The 14,064-nt window shown below is 72.8% G+C and carries 13 protein-coding genes; 5 read left to right on the top strand and 8 right to left on the bottom strand.

Annotated features, from left to right (window positions below):
* Positions 1-21: 21 nt before the first annotated feature.
* From ACIPM1_RS10185 to ACIPM1_RS10155, 7 genes are all read right to left on the bottom strand, one after another.
* On the bottom strand, positions 22-1,068 hold the full coding sequence (locus ACIPM1_RS10185) for a histidinol-phosphate transaminase (RefSeq protein ID WP_402431569.1): 1,047 nt from the start codon (positions 1,066-1,068) through the stop codon (positions 22-24).
* A 3-nt stretch (positions 1,069-1,071) separates the two neighbouring features.
* Complete coding sequence (locus ACIPM1_RS10180; RefSeq protein WP_402431566.1) at positions 1,072-2,091, bottom strand: 3-oxoacyl-ACP synthase III family protein; 1,020 nt, start codon at positions 2,089-2,091, stop codon at positions 1,072-1,074.
* Complete coding sequence (locus ACIPM1_RS10175; RefSeq protein WP_402431563.1) at positions 2,088-2,747, bottom strand: SRPBCC family protein; 660 nt, start codon at positions 2,745-2,747, stop codon at positions 2,088-2,090. Before ACIPM1_RS10175 ends, ACIPM1_RS10180 begins: the two co-directional genes overlap by 4 nt.
* Entirely contained in the window at positions 2,713-4,470 is a 1,758-nt protein-coding gene (locus ACIPM1_RS10170; RefSeq protein WP_402431560.1) for a thiamine pyrophosphate-binding protein, read from the bottom strand. The genes ACIPM1_RS10175 and ACIPM1_RS10170 overlap by 35 nt, the downstream gene beginning before the upstream one ends.
* A complete protein-coding gene (locus ACIPM1_RS10165) occupies positions 4,467-5,483 on the bottom strand; it encodes a GlxA family transcriptional regulator (RefSeq protein ID WP_402431557.1) in 1,017 nt (338 codons plus the stop codon). The genes ACIPM1_RS10170 and ACIPM1_RS10165 overlap by 4 nt, the downstream gene beginning before the upstream one ends.
* 254 nt (positions 5,484-5,737) lie before the next feature.
* Positions 5,738-6,877 carry an ABC transporter substrate-binding protein gene (locus ACIPM1_RS10160; RefSeq protein WP_402431554.1) on the bottom strand — a complete coding sequence of 380 codons (1,140 nt, stop codon included), beginning with the start codon at positions 6,875-6,877 and terminating at the stop codon, positions 5,738-5,740.
* 235 nt (positions 6,878-7,112) lie between these two features.
* Positions 7,113-9,836: a SpoIIE family protein phosphatase gene (locus ACIPM1_RS10155; protein WP_402431879.1), complete on the bottom strand. Its 2,724-nt coding sequence runs from the start codon at positions 9,834-9,836 to the stop codon at positions 7,113-7,115.
* A 359-nt stretch (positions 9,837-10,195) separates the two neighbouring features.
* Here ACIPM1_RS10155 and ACIPM1_RS10150 point away from each other — a divergent pair, with 359 nt between their 5' ends.
* The 5 genes from ACIPM1_RS10150 (at position 10,196) to ACIPM1_RS10130 (ending at position 13,253) form a co-directional block, all read left to right on the top strand.
* The gene (locus ACIPM1_RS10150; RefSeq protein ID WP_402431552.1) at positions 10,196-10,573 is read left to right on the top strand and encodes a hypothetical protein; all 378 of its coding nucleotides are present in this window, start codon (positions 10,196-10,198) and stop codon (positions 10,571-10,573) included.
* A gap of 57 nt (positions 10,574-10,630) precedes the next feature.
* The gene (locus tag ACIPM1_RS10145; RefSeq protein WP_402431549.1) at positions 10,631-11,122 is read left to right on the top strand and encodes a hypothetical protein; all 492 of its coding nucleotides are present in this window, start codon (positions 10,631-10,633) and stop codon (positions 11,120-11,122) included.
* Between the two features lie 41 nt (positions 11,123-11,163).
* Positions 11,164-11,916, top strand: coding sequence for a DsbA family protein (locus ACIPM1_RS10140; protein WP_402431546.1), 753 nt, complete (start codon positions 11,164-11,166; stop codon positions 11,914-11,916).
* Positions 11,913-12,773, top strand: coding sequence for a cytochrome c biogenesis CcdA family protein (locus tag ACIPM1_RS10135; protein WP_402431543.1), 861 nt, complete (start codon positions 11,913-11,915; stop codon positions 12,771-12,773). Before ACIPM1_RS10140 ends, ACIPM1_RS10135 begins: the two co-directional genes overlap by 4 nt.
* Before the next feature lie 129 nt (positions 12,774-12,902).
* The gene (locus tag ACIPM1_RS10130) at positions 12,903-13,253 is read left to right on the top strand and encodes a DsrE family protein (protein WP_402431541.1); all 351 of its coding nucleotides are present in this window, start codon (positions 12,903-12,905) and stop codon (positions 13,251-13,253) included.
* A 188-nt stretch (positions 13,254-13,441) separates the two neighbouring features.
* Here the strand turns inward: ACIPM1_RS10130 and ACIPM1_RS10125 are convergent, their stop codons facing one another.
* The gene (locus tag ACIPM1_RS10125; protein WP_402431538.1) at positions 13,442-14,017 is read right to left on the bottom strand and encodes a rhodanese-like domain-containing protein; all 576 of its coding nucleotides are present in this window, start codon (positions 14,015-14,017) and stop codon (positions 13,442-13,444) included.
* Between the last annotated feature and the right edge of the window lie 47 nt (positions 14,018-14,064).

The following is a 14,064-nucleotide window of genomic DNA, read 5'->3' as shown; positions in this document are numbered from 1 at the left end:
ATGTCCGTCCTCGCTCCTTTCTCAAGGATCGGCCCGCCGCAGGGGCAGCACAAACGCCCGGTCCGAGCCCGGTGCGGGCACTCCCCCCAGCGCGGTCAGCACGGTGTCGTTGGCCTTCCGGTCGCCGACGGTGAGCCGCAGTCCCTCGCCGGGGTAGTGGCGCGCCTGGACACCGGCGCCGGTGAGTGCCGCGGCGCCCTCGTCGACCGGATCGGGCGCGGCGAGCCAGACGCAGTTGGCATGGCCGGGGCGTACGCGCCAGCCGAGCGACACGAGCTCGCGCCGGAGCCGTTCGCGTTCGGCGACGACGGTGTCCACGCGCCGGCGCAGCTCGCCTTCGGCCCGCAGCGACGCCTCCACCGCCGCTGAGGCCACCGCGTTGATCCCGAACGGCAGCTGTTGCCGGCGGATCCGCGCCACGAGGTCGCGGGAACCGAGTCCGTAGCCCACCCGCAGGGCGGCGAGGCCGTAGGCCTTGGAGAAGGTGCGCAGGACCAGCAGGTTGGGGTGTGCGTCCAGGAGCGCGAGTGAATCCGGCAGAGCGGTGTCGCGGGCGAACTCCACGTACGCCTCGTCGAGGAGCACGGTGACGTGCCGGGGGACCTGACGCAGGAACGCCGACAGCGCGCCGGCGGTGACGAGGCTTCCGGTGGGGTTGTGGGGGTTGCACAGCACCACGACGCGGGCGCGGTGGTCGAGCGCGGCGAGCAGGGCGCTCAGATCCTGGTGCCCGTCCGGCGACAGGGGGACGGGGACAGGACGGGCGCCGACCATGGCGGCCAGGAGGGGGTAGGCGTCGAACGTGCGCCAGGCGTAGACCACCGTGTCGCCGGGCCGGACCACTGCCTGGAGCGACTGCAGGGCCACGCCGACCGATCCGCTGCCGACCGCGACGCGGTCGGGGGCCACCCGGCACCACGCGGCGATCCGCTCGGTGAGGTCGTCGGGATGGAACTGCGGGTAGCGGTGGGCCTGCGCCACGGCCCGCCCCATCGCCTCGCGGACCGAGGGCAGCGGGGGGTACGGGCTCTCGTTCAGGGCGAGTCGGTGCAGCACGGGGATGTCCATGGATCAGTCCCGTCCGCCGTGCCACCGCACCGCGACGGCACCGGCGAAGTCGCCCGCGTGGGCGAAACCCCCGAGCACCACCAGGTCCCCGTCCGCCACCTTCCCGGAGCCGATCGCGCGATCCAGGGTCACCGGGATCGCCGCTCCGAACAGGTTCCCGTACTCGTCGAAGGTGTTCAGGTGCCGTTCGGCGGGCAGCCGCAGCGCCTCGCGCCAGTTCCGCAGGAAGGTGCGGTTGGGCTGGTTGGTGATGAGGGCGTCGATGTCGGAACTCGCCACGCCGAGCCGCCGGCACAGTTCCGTGACCACCTCGGGGACGAGGCGGTTACCGCGTGCCAGGACCTTGGCGACACTGGCGTCGGTGAAACCGATCCGCAGCTGGGACTCGCCCGGCTCCCAGTACTTGCGGCCGTCGTCGACCGCCACGGTCATGTCGCCGGCGTACTCGCCGATGTGCCGGGTCTCCACGTCGAGGACCGGCGACTGCGCCGAGGCCGTCACGTACCCCACCCCGCACCCGTCGCCCGGGATCGCCGCCTGGGCGAGTCTGCGCACCTCGGACTGGGTGAACCACTGCCCCGCGGCGCTCTGCGCGTTGCAGATCAGCGCGGTCTTCGCCTCGGTGGTGGTGAGGATCTGCCGGGCCAGCTTCATCATGTACACGAACGACGCACAGCCCGCGTTGCCCACGTCGACGAGCCACTCCGGCCTCAGGCCCAGCCGGCGCGCCACCTCGGTCCCGGCGCCCACGAACGGCAGGTCCGGCAACTGGCTGTGCACCAGGAGCACGTCCACGCCCCGGATCTCCGCCGCGCCGTGCCGTTCGATCAGGGGCTGTACGGCGCGCTCCACCATGTCCGCGTTGGTCTCGTCCCTGGCCACGTGGTGCCGTAACGGCGGGACCTTGAACATGGGGTGGTCGCGGAGCTTGTCCTCGGCTCCGGGGAAGTCCGTGTAGAACTCCGCGGGGACCGGCTCGCCGGGCAGGTAGCTCGCGACGTCGGTGAGGCTGACCGGGGTCACCGCGCCACCGTCCTCGCCGGAGCCGAACCGACCGGCAGACCGCTCCGGTGGCGGTGCTCCAGGATGGCCTTGAGGTTGTGCATCTCCACGGTGTGCCCCGCGTAGAAGAGGTCCCAGTAGTCGCCCACCCAGGGCCGGTCCGGGCGGGGAGCCAGCTCGGGGTGCGGGTTGTCGTCGTAGTAGGGGTGCCGGCAGTTGGTCCAGGTGATCACCGAGCCCGGCTTGTCGAGCACCAGTCGTGCCGGGACGACACGCATCAGGTAGATCATCCACAGCTTCTCGCCCTGGTCCCAGGAGCAGTGGTAGTCCACGGTCATGGCGTCGGGGTTCGCGAGCACCTCGCAGTAGATCCTGGTGTCGTCCTCCAGCCGGTCGCGGCCGGCCCACAGCCCGGGTGTGCCGGTGGGCTCGAAGTCCCGCAGGCTGCAGGTCCACTCCTCCAGATGGTGACCCTGGCGCAGGTAGTCGTAGGCCTGCTCCGGGGGGCAGTCGACGTACTCGTGGATGGTGCAGTACTGCCCGTAGACCTGATGGTGGGGGTAGACCGCGTGGGTGAGCTCCACGCAGTGGGCGGTCAGTTCCTCCTTGGGGGTGTTCTCGATCCGGACCAGGCCGGGGATGTCAGCCAACGCGGACGGCTTCTGGTTCTGGCTCATCTGAGCCCTCCTTGCTCTCGGCGGCTTCGGTGAAGGACTGGAAGGGAAGGAACGGGGGGATCTCCCGCGGGTCACAGGCCACGGCGACCAGCGCCGGGCCGGCGCCCGCGTTGCCGCGCAGCAGTGCCGTGCGCAGTCGCGCGGCGTCCGTGACCTCCGTGGCCCGCAGGGACGGGAAGGCGGCCGCCACGCCGGCGGCGAGGTCGGTCCGGGCGAACAGGTCGTCGTCGCGGACCCCGCCCTGGAGGAACTCCTCCCGCAGCGCGCACATGGCGTGGGCGTTGTTGTTGAAGATCACGAACGTCACGGGCGCGCCGTACTCCACGGCGGTGTGCACTTCCATCCCGTGCATGAAGAAGGACCCGTCGCCGGCCAGGACGTAGGTGCGTCGCCCGGTGGCGAGCGCGGCACCGATGCCGGCGCCGAAGGTGTAGCCCATGCCGCCCATGCCGGCCGCCACCACGAAGCGGCCGTGGCGCGGTGCCGGAAGGAGGTGGATCGCGCTGGCCCCCGCGTTGCCGGCGTCCACGAAGACGTGCGCGTCCTGGGGGAGTGCCGCCTGCACCGCGGCGACCGCCTGGGCATGGGGGACGGTTCGCTCCCGGGCCTGGACGGGCGGGCCCGGCGCGGGTGCGGGAAGGGGGCCGTCGTGCGGTGGGCAGGGACGCGGGCGGGACGGCAGCCGGGCGGTCACCGCACGCAGCGCGTCCCGCAGGTTCCCCCGGAGGGCGGTGCCGGTCACGAACGGTGGTTCCGGGCCGAGGCAGACGACGTCGGTGGTGGCCAGGGCCCGCTCGAGGCCGCCGCGCGCCAGGAGCGGCAGCCGGGTGCCGGCCAGCAGGCACAGGTCGGCCCGCCGCAGACACTCCTCGACGTTGGCGTGGCCCATCACCCCGGCCACGCCCGCGAAGCGGGGATCACGGTTGTCGAAGACGTCCTTGGCGTCCGGGGTGACCGCCACCCACGCCCCGAGACACCGGACCAGTTCGGCCAGGTCCTCGCGCGCGTCGGCGGCGGCGACACCCTCACCGGCGATGACGAGGACGCGATCGGCCCGGCGAAGGGCGTCCGACGCGGCGCCGACGGCGGCGGTGTCGAGCCGCGCCACGGATGCCGTCGCGGGGCCGCCCGGTGGCGGGAGCGCGTCGCGGGTGGGCACCCGGATCCGCGCCTGCTGCACGTCCTTGGGCAGCAGCAGCACTGCCGGCCCGCGTGGGTCGGCCTGTGCCGCCGCGACTGCCCGGGGCAGCAACTCCGTGAGGGAGTCCGCGTCGTCGACCCGGGCGCAGAACCGGGAGACGGGTGCGAAGACCTCCCGTGCGTCGAAGGAGCCCGCCTTGCCGCTGGAGTCCTGGAACGCCCCGTGCCCTTCCTGACCGGTCGGCGGCTGGCCCACCAGGGCCAGCACGGGCACCCGGGAGGCGTACGCCTCCGCCAGACCCGGTACGAGGTTCATCGCCCCACCGCCCGAGGTGGCGGCGACGACGCCGAGGCGCCGGGTGGTGCGGGCGTATCCGTCGGCCATGGTGACGGCGGAGAACTCGTGCTTGGCCACGACGCCGCGGACGGCTCCGCCGCGGTGCACGGCGTCGTACAGGTCCTCGATGTTCGCGCCACCGACGCCGAACATGTGGGTGACGCCGGCCCGGGCGAGCTCCCCGGCCAGATGGTCGACCAGGCGTAGCGTTTCCGCCGCGCGTGGTTCCGAGGTCCCGGTGGTCATGCGGGGCTCCCCTCCCTCTCGTGGTGCCTGTCGATGAGGCCGGACGGCGAGACGACCTGAAAGCGGTGCCGGTACTCCCTGGGGGTGAGTCCGAGGGTCCGTCCGAAGGAGCGGAAGAACGTCTCGGTGGCGGGGAATCCGCAGCGGCCGGCTATCTGGCCGATCGTCAGGTCCGTGGTTTCCAGCAGGTCGCGTGCGCGGGCGATACGCGTCCGCTCGACGTACTGGCCGGGCGTCATGCCCACCTCGCGCCGGAAGACCCGGGCGAAGTTGCGCTGACTCATGTTGGCCTGCCGCGCGATCTCGGCGACGGGCAGCGGGCTGTCGAGGTTGTCCTGGATCCACTCCTGTGCCGCCCGGATCGGTGGATGGTCGGCCAGCTGGGCGTCGAGGACCGCGCTGTACTGCGACTGTCCTCCGTGCCGCTTGAGGAACAGCACCAGAAACCGTGCCGTCTCCAGCGCGAGCGCCGCCCCGTGGTCGGCCTCCACCAGGGCCAGCGCCATGTCGATGCCCGTCGACACCCCCGCGGAGGTCACGAAGGGCCCGTCCCAGACGAAGATCGGCTCGGCGTCCACCGTCACTTCCGGATAGCGGCACGCCATCGCCTCGCTGTAGGCCCAGTGCGTGGTGGCGCGTCTGCCGTCGAGGAGTCCCGCCTCGGCCAGCAGGAAGGATCCGCCGCATACGGAGGCGACCCTGCGCGACCGGGCCGCCGCCCCGCCGATCCAGGACACGAGCGCCCGGTCCCGGAGCGCGTCGTCGAGACTCCACCCGCCCGGCACGAGGAGCGTGTCGATCGGGCCCTGCCCCGACTCCAGGGGCGAGGCCTCCACCACCACCCCCGAACTCGTGCGCACCAGAGGTGCGTCGGCGGAGACGAAGTCGGTCCGGTAGGGGGTGCCCGAGGGGCCCAGAAGCCGGTTCGCGGTATCGAACACTTCAATCGGTCCGGTGATGTCCAGGGCCATCGCGCCCGCGTACACCACCACAACAACACGTCGCTCCAACACGGTCACAGCCTGTATCGGGTACCGCACTGGCTGCAATGACAGATTACTGACGCATCCGGCCACCGAACGGCGCCGGACGGGCGGGAAGGGCGCTGGCAAGGCACTTCGCGTGCCGGGCCGGCAGCGCTGGGTGAGGCAGCTCACAGGACGTCAGGAGCATGGGCGGCAGGCCGTGGCCGCCCGTCGCCCGCCGCCGTTCCGCGTGGAGGACGGTGGCCGGGGCGCCCGCGGACGCGCGAGGGCGAGCGGCCCGGCTAGCCGGAGACGGCCTTCGCCCAGCCCCCGGAGACCGTCTCCCGCGCCTTCTCCAGTTGCGCGTCCGTCGGGAACTGCGGTGTTCCCTCCACCGTCGGCAGTTGTGCGGCGGCGGCCTTGTCGAGGGTGCCGTCCCGCCTCATGGCGTCCATGAGCACCGGGCGGGCGTAGGCACGCAGCCGGAGGTTCTGGCCCTCTGGGCTGAAGAGGTATTCCTGCCACAGGCGGGCGGCCGCCGGGTGCGGGGCGTTCCTGTTGATCGCCAGCGCGAAATACTGGGCGAAGCTGCCGTCGAAGGGGATCGCGACCTGCCAGTCCACGCCCTTGTCGCGGAGCTGGTCGGCGTACTGGAGGTTGATGTAGTCCCAGTTGATGCTGATGGGGGTCCGGCCGTCCCGGACGGTCGCCGAGTTGGAGTTGAGGGGGTTGAAGTTGCCGTTCCTTGCGAGCTCGGCGAAGAAGTCGAGACCGGGCTGGATGTCGTCGAACGACCCGTTGTTCGCCAGCGCGGCCGCGTAGACGCTGGCGAAGGCGGTGGCCGACCGCGGCGGGTCGCCTTCGAGTGCGACCTTGCCCTTGTAGCCGGGCTTCAGCAGGTCGGTGAAGGTCTGCGGACAGGGCTTGACCCGGTTGGCGTCGCAGCCGATGGAGATGTAGCCCCCGTAGTTGTTGTACCAGCGGGCCTTCGCGTCCTTCTGGCTGGCGGGGATGGAATCGTAGGCGGCCACCTTGTACGGCGCGAGCAGATTCCGCGCCGCGGCCTTCCGCGCGAACGTGTCGCCGACGTCGATCACGTCGGGTGCCGTCGGCCGGTGCCCCCTCTTCGTCAGGGCGTCGATCTCGTCCTCGCTGTGGCCGAGCGGATTCTCGTCCGTGACCTTGATCCCGTACTTCTTCTCGAAGCCGTCGATCAGCGCGCCGTAGTTGGCCCAGTCACCGGGCAGCGCGATCGTTCTGAGCGCGCCCTCCCGTTTCGCCGCGGCGACCAGAGCGGACATGCCGCCCATGTTCTCGGCGGATGTGGCCACCGCCGGCTTCGCGGGTCCGGGAGGCGGTGTGGTCCCGCAGGCGCCCAGGCCCAGTGCCACGAGAGCGAAGCAGCCGAAGACCGCCGCTGTTCGGGCACGCGCTGTAGTCAAGACTGCTCCCGGGCGTGGGGGGAACGAGCACCTCGGCCGGCTGCCGGCCGCATTCCCGGGGCCGTAGAGGCGCCTTTCGCTGCGCCTCCCGGCTTCCCCGGGGCCACCGCGCCGACGAAGTGGTCATCGAGGCCAGCGTACCCGGCCGCCACGACGGCGGGATGTCGTCCGGGAGGCCCGCGATCAGCGTCTTTCCCGGCCGAACGCGGCTCCCGCACGTCCGCTCACGCTCGTCTCACATCGCCGTGTCGTCCCATTGGCCCAACAGGATGTCGCCGAGGTCCTCCGCCTCCGGCCCGGCGGGTTGGTGCAGGGACAGCTGGGCCCAGATGACCTTGCCGGTGGGCGTGTACCGGGTCCCCCAGCGTTCGGCGAAGCGGGCGACCATGAAGAGCCCGCGGCCGCCTTCGTCGGTGACCTTCGCCCGGCGCAGCCGCGGCGAGGTGCTGCTGCCGTCGGAGACCTCGAAGATCAGTGTGCTCGCGGCGGGGTCGCGCGGCGCCGTGCGCAGCAGCCGGACGGCGATGGGCTCGGCACCGTAGCGGACGGCATTGGTGATCAGCTCGCTGAGGATGACCTCGGCGGTGAAGGCGACCTCCTCCAGTCCCCACTCCGTCAGCCGGCGGGCGCAGGCGGCGCGCGCCGGGGCCACCGCCGCCGGGTCACGGGGCACGTCCCACTCGGCGACCTCCTCGGGTCCGAGCCGGCACGTGCGGGCCACCAGCAGCGCGATGTCATCCTTGGGACGGTCCGACAGCATGGCCTCCATCACCGTCGCGCAGATGGCCTCCGGCGTGCGACCGGGCGGCCCTGTCAGTGCCTCGCGCAGTGCCTCCAGGCCGGCGTCCAGGTCCCTGGTGCGGTCCTCGATCAGTCCGTCGGTGTAGAGCACCAGCCGGGAATCCTCGGGCACGGTGAACTCGGCGGTCTCGACGGGGAGGCCGGCGCCGAGCCCCAGGGGCGGGGAGACCGGCAGCCGGGGGAAGTCCACGGTCCCGTCGGGCCGGACCACCGCCGGTCCCGGATGGCCGGCGGTCGCGATGGCCAGCCTCCCGGTGATGGGGTCGTAGACGGCGTACTGGCAGGTCGCCCCGCTGATCATCGCCTCCCCGTCCTTCGCGGCGGCGACCTCCTCGGCGTCGATCTGTGCCACCAGCTCGTCCAGCCGGCCCAGCAGCTCCTCCACCGGCAGGTCGAGGCCCGCGAAGTTGCGCACGGCGGTGCGCAGCCGGCCCATGGTCGCCGCGGCGTGCAGCCCGTGGCCCACGACGTCGCCCACGACCAGCGCCACCCGGGTGCCGGACAGCGGGATGACGTCGAACCAGTCCCCGCCCACCCCGGCCTGGGCCGGCAGGTAGCGGTAGGCCACGTCGAGGGCGGACTGCTCGGGCAGCGCGCGGGGCAGCAGGCTGTGCTGCAGGGTGACGGCCATGGCGTGTTCGCGGGTGTAGCGGCGGGCGTTGTCGACACACACCGCCGCCCGGGCGGCCAGCTCCTCGGCGAAGGACACGTCCTCGTCCTCGAACGGCGGGGAGCCCTTCGCGCGCCAGAAGTCGACCACTCCCAGCACCACGCCACGGGCCCGCAGGGGAACCACGAGCAGGGAGTGGATGCCGTGGTCGAGAACCCGCCGGGCTCGTTCGGGGTGCTGGGCCTGCCAGTCGTGGGAGGCGCTCAGGTCCCCGACCATGACCGGTCGGCCCTCGGCCATCGCCGTGGAGACGGGGTGGGCCGGGACGAACCGGATCAGGTCGCGGACGTGGTAGAGGGGATGGTCCGCGGCGAGACCGGAGACGGCGGTGCGGCGCAGTTCCGTGATCCCGGCGGCCGTGCCGGGGGCCTCCTCGCCGCGCAGGACCGGGTCCAGGAGATCGACGGTGACGATGTCGGCGAACCGGGTCACCCCCACCTCGGCCAGTTCCTCGGCCGTCCGCTTCACATCGAGTGTGGTGCCGATCCGCAGCCCGGCGTCGTAGAGCGACTGCAGCCGTTCGCGCGCCACCTCCGCCCGGCCGGAGAGGGCCCGCAGCTCGGTGGTGTCCCGGAGCGTCACCACGCTGCCGACCGGTCCGTGCGGTGCGGTGAGCCGCTTGCTGACCGCGAGCAGCCGGTCGGCCGCCAGGTGCACCTCGTCCGTCGCGGGGCGGTCGGAGGCCAGCAGCCCGCCGAGGCCCTCCTCCAGTCCGAGAGCCGTGATGTGCCGCCCCTCCGCGTCCGGCGGCAGGTCCAGGAGCCGCCGTGCCTCGTCGTTGGCCAGCAGCAGCCGGCCGTCACCGCCGACGATCAGCACTCCCTCCCGCACCGCGTGCAGCACCGCGTCGTGGTGCTCGTACATCCGGGTCATCTCCGTCGGGCCCAGGCCGTGGGTCTGCCGCCGCAACCGCCGGCTCACCAGGCCCGACCCGCCCGCGGCGACGACCAGGGCCGCGGCGGCGCTGCCGAGGAGGACCGGCAGCTGCTGGTTCACCCTGTGCTGCACCGTCTCGACCGTGACGGGCACGGAGACGATGGCGATGACCGAGCCGTCGGGCCCCCTGACGGGAACCGCCGAGACCACGGAGAGCCCCAGGGAGCCCTTGAAGGTGCTCGTGAACGGCTTGCCGGTCGCCGCCGCGGCGTAAGGCCCGATGACGCGCTTCCCGATCATCCGCGGGTCGCTGTGGGTGAGGGTGATCCCGTCCAGCCGGTACACGATGACGGCGTCGACGCCCGCCTTCTTCCGGGCCGCCTCGGCGTGCGGCTGGAGCTCCGCGCTCGGATGCGCGCTGTTCAGTGCCGCCACGATTCCCGGGGAGTTCGCGAACGTCTGCGCCGCGGTGAGCGTCCGGTGGCGGGCGTCCGCCATGATGTCGCGCCGAGCCTGCACCACGAGCGCTACCAGGGCGGCGGCGACGAGCAGCATCACGACCACCAGCTGGAGCAGGAAGACCTGGCCGGCGAGGCTGTGCACGCTCAGCAGCGAGCCCGGCCGCCTCGCGTCCTCCCCCTGCCGAGGCCGACGGGGCCGGTGAGTCCTCGTGGAGGCACCGGGCACCTCATGCCCGGATTGATCTGAAACTCCGCCCACCTTTCTATCCTTCTGGGTGGCCGACCACGACGCGACCGGACGGACTGGTCGCGCTCGTGGCGAAGTCGGTGTCCTCACCGCCGTGAGTGCCCCCGCTACCCGCGGCTCGACGGCCGACATCGCGGCGCTGAGCGCTTCTTCGTGCCGGCTGCTCTCCGGTGCCCGTCCGGTGACGCGCCGGACCCCGGTTCGTATACGCCCTGGGGTATCTGTTCTATCGTGTGCGGGACGAACGAGCGAAAGGGACAGCGATGCGTGGGAAGCGCCACAGCGTCATCGGCGCCGCTGTCGCGCTGCTGACCCTGTTGGCCGCACTGCTGTGTGTCACCAGCGCTTCGCCGGGGGCCAAAGGTCCCGCGACGGCGGCCTCCGTCCGGGCAGCGGTGTGCCACGACGCGCTCGGGCACTCCGGCCAGGGCGCGCCCGGCGCCGTGGCGGACGCTCCATGCCTGAAGAAGACGCTGCCCGAGCAGCGGCAACCCAGCATCCACGCTTCCCTCACACGCAATCTGCTCGTGGGGAACGACGTCATGGAGTCAGGCCGGGCACTCGCGCACGGGTACGCCCCGCGCCGCACTCCGGCCGAGTCCCCACCCGACCTCGCCGAGCTCTCCGTACGACGCGTATAGGCCGACGCGGCATCTCCGCGCGCCCGTGACCGTTCCCGTACGACCTGAGAGTCCTCGTTGTTGCCTTCTTCCCGTTCTCCGCGGGCGGCATGGGCCGCCCTGCGCGGTTGGCCCCGTCGGCGCTGGATCGCCGTGGCGGCTGTCACGCCGTCGGCGATCGTCGTCCTGGGTGTACCCACGGCCCTCGTCCCGACCCCGCTGTTCTCCCGCTCGGTGCCGCCGGTGTGGTGGAACTACCCCGTGCTGCTCCTCACCGCCCTGCTGTCGGCCGTCGTGGTCGCCACCTACGTGCGCACCCAACCCGTCTCGTCGCCCGACGACACGACCGGGCGCTCGCTCGGGTCGGCCGGTGCGGTGCTGTCCTTCCTCGCCGTCGGCTGCCCCGTCTGCAACAAGGCGGCTCTGCTCCTGCTGGGCACCTCGGGGGCGCTGAGCTACTGGGCGCCTCTGCAACCCGCGGTCGCGCTGCTCTCTCTCGCCCTGCTGGCCGAGGCCGCGCTGCGGCGCCTGGCCACCGAGACGGCCTGCCCCGCGCCGGCCGCCGCCTGATTCCGCCGTTCCTCCTCCGCACCCAATCACCTGGAGGTGCCATGCCTTCCCCCCTTCGTACCCGCCGTCGCCGCCTGACCTGGATCGCCGCGAGCGGTGGTGTGGCGGCCGTCGTCGCCGCCGTCGTCGCCCTCGGCGGCGGCGGGGGCGGGGGCGACTCCGCGTCCCCCGACCGGCCCGCCGCCACCGCCTCGGCGCCTGCCGCCGAGACCACCCCCGACGAACAGCAGAAGTCGCTGCTCGCCCTCGCGCGCAGGAAGGACGGCGATCCGCTGGCCCTCGGCCGCGCCGACGCACCTGTCGTACTGATCGCCTACGAGGACTTCCAGTGCCCCTTCTGCGGCAAGTTCGCCCGGGAGACCAAGCCGGAACTCGTCCGCAAGTACGTCGACAAGGGGGTGCTGCGCATCGAGTGGCGCAACTTCCCCGTCTTCGGCGCCGAATCGGAGCAGGCGGCCCGCGCGGCCTGGGCCGCCGGACGGCAGGGCCGGTTCTGGCAGTTCCACGACGTCGCCTACGCCAAGGAACGCGCGCGCAACCAGGGCGAATTCTCTTCGTCCCGGCTGCGGGACATGGCCCGCAAGGCGGGGGTGGCCGACCTCGGCCGCTTCGAGGCCGACAGGAAGTCGAAGGCGGCCGACACCGCCGTGCGCAAGGACCAGGAGGAGGGATACGCGCTGGGGGTCTCCAGCACCCCGGCCTTCCTGGTCAACGCCACGCCGGTCCTGGGCGCGCAGCCGCTGGGCACGTTCGGCGCCGCCATCGAGAAGGCCGCGAAGGAAGCCCGGCGATGAGCGGCGTCACGGCCGCGACCGCCTTTCTGGGCGGCCTGCTCGCGCTGCTCAGCCCGTGCAGCGCGCTGCTGCTGCCGGCGTTCTTCGCGTACTCCTTCACCAGCCGCACCCGTCTGTCGCTGCGCACCGCCGTCTTCTACGCGGGCCTGTGCACGACGCTGGTGCCGCTGGGGGTGGCCGGCTCCCTGGCCAGCCGCCTGTTCTACGGACACCGCGATCTGCTGGTCACGGTCGGCGGCTGGACGATGATCGGCCTGGGGCTGGCGCAGATCCTGGGGATCGGATTCGGTTCCCGCCGCCTTCAGCGGGCGGCGGGCGGAAGCAGGACCGGGTCCGCCGTGTCGGTGTTCGCCCTGGGCGCCGTCTACGGTCTGGCGGGATTCTGCGCCGGCCCCATCCTGGGCGGCGTCCTCACCGTCGCGGCGCTGGACGGCAGTCCGGTGCACGGCGGTCTCCTGCTGGCCGTCTACGCGCTGGGCATGACGGTGCCGATGTTCGTCATGGCGCTGCTGTGGGACCGCTACGACCTCGGCCGCCGGCGGTTGCTGAGGGGCCGGGCCCTGCGGCTGGGGCCGCTGACCGTGCACAGCACCTCGTTGGTCGGAGGAGTCCTCTTCGTCGTGCTGGGGGTGGTGTTCCTGCTCTTCGACGGCACCTCGGCGCTCCCCGCGTTCCTCGACATCGACACGGAGGCGGCCTGGGAGGACGGTGCCGCCCGGCTCGGCGAGGCCGTGTCCGACCGGGTCGTCCTGCTGGCGCTGGCCCTGCTCGGGGCCGGAACGGCGGTGGCCGCCGTGCTCCGGCTCCGCCGGCTCCCGGAGGGGAAAGGGGCACAGGACGCCGACTCCTCGACCTGACCGGACACGGACCGGGCCCGGGCGGCGCCGCCCAGGCCCGGCCCCGACGGCGCAGGCGACGACAGCGGGCCCCCTTCCCGCGGGGGAGGCACCCGCGGCCGGTCGAGGTTCCCGTGCAAGGGTGGTGCCATGAACGCCGAACCTTCCTCGCCCCCGCCCGTGCGTGTCGTCGTGGCGGCGCCTCAGCCGGACCGGGTCGTACGCGCGGTGTCGAACCTCGTGGCGGCCGCGGATCGCCCCGTCGACGTCGAGGTCGTCGTCTACGGCGCCGGACTCGAGCTCGTGCTGAAGGGTGTACGCGACGAAGAAGCCGGCCGATTGCGGGAGACGGGCGCGCGCGTCGTCGCCTGCGCCAACACTCTCGCCGGACGCGGCGTGACGGCCGGCGCTCTCGTGCCCGGCGTCGATGTGGTGCCGGCCGCCGTGTGGCACTTGGCCCTGCGGCAGCACGAGGGATGGTCCCTGGTCCCGGTCTGGTGACGCGGCCGACCGGAGTGCACTCCTCGCCCCTGCGAAGACTTCGGGTCCGGCCGAGTGCTCCGGCGGAGGGGACGCGGATGCCCCGTACGCCGGATGGGCGCACGGGGCATCGCGCGGGAGCCGGTGAGCACACCTGAGGTGGCGGGGGGACCGGGAGTGTCAGGGGGCGGCGAACCCGTCGGCGTCCGTCAGGTGGCGCGCAGGCGAGCCAGCGTCGCGTCCAGGTCCGCCTTGCGGGGCCGGTTGTGGGGGAGCTTGGCGAGCATGGCGGCCATGCCGCAGGTGTTGGTCACGGCGGAGAACACCAGGCCGCCGGCGACGCCCGCGGACAGCAGGCGGAAGGCCGGGTGGACGAACTCACCCAGCGCCAGTCCGGCCAGGACGACGGAGCCGGCGACCAGGCGGACCTGGCGCTCCATGCCCCAGGCGGCCTTCGTGCTTCCCTCGGGGCGGTCCAGGTCGTGGCCCTGGGCGGCCCAGGCGCCGGTGCCGCCGGCGAGGGTGGCGGTGTGGATGCCGTTCTCGGCCAGCATCCGGCAGGCGTTCTCGGAGCGGGCGCCGGAGGCGCACACGACGAGGACCTCGCCGCGCCGGGCGGCGTCGCGGATCTCCGGCATCGCCCGGTCCAGCTGGTCGAGCGGGATGTTGAGGGCGCCGGGGATGTGGCCGCCGGCGTACTCGCCGGGCGTGCGGACGTCGATGACGGTCAGCTCGTCCAGGCGGGTGCGGGCCTGGCGGGGCTGCAGGGCGTCGGGGGTGGTCACGGCGGATGTCCTCCTCGTGTGGTGATGGGCCCGCGTGGGGAAGCGCT

The organism is Streptomyces sp. NPDC086766 (assembly GCF_044746005.1).
Lineage (GTDB): Bacteria > Actinomycetota > Actinomycetes > Streptomycetales > Streptomycetaceae > Streptomyces.
Note: the sequence above shows the minus strand (reverse complement) of the source record. Positions and strands in the feature narration are given on the sequence as shown.

Coding starts and splice junctions, on each gene's coding strand:
- ACIPM1_RS10185 (WP_402431569.1), bottom strand. CDS start 1,068: ATGGACATCCCCGTGCTGCACCGACTCGCCCTGAACGAGAGCCCGTAC.
- ACIPM1_RS10135 (WP_402431543.1), top strand. CDS start 11,913: ATGAGCGGCGTCACGGCCGCGACCGCCTTTCTGGGCGGCCTGCTCGCG.
- ACIPM1_RS10140 (WP_402431546.1), top strand. CDS start 11,164: ATGCCTTCCCCCCTTCGTACCCGCCGTCGCCGCCTGACCTGGATCGCC.
- ACIPM1_RS10130 (WP_402431541.1), top strand. CDS start 12,903: ATGAACGCCGAACCTTCCTCGCCCCCGCCCGTGCGTGTCGTCGTGGCG.
- ACIPM1_RS10175 (WP_402431563.1), bottom strand. CDS start 2,747: ATGAGCCAGAACCAGAAGCCGTCCGCGTTGGCTGACATCCCCGGCCTG.
- ACIPM1_RS10150 (WP_402431552.1), top strand. CDS start 10,196: ATGCGTGGGAAGCGCCACAGCGTCATCGGCGCCGCTGTCGCGCTGCTG.
- ACIPM1_RS10170 (WP_402431560.1), bottom strand. CDS start 4,470: ATGACCACCGGGACCTCGGAACCACGCGCGGCGGAAACGCTACGCCTG.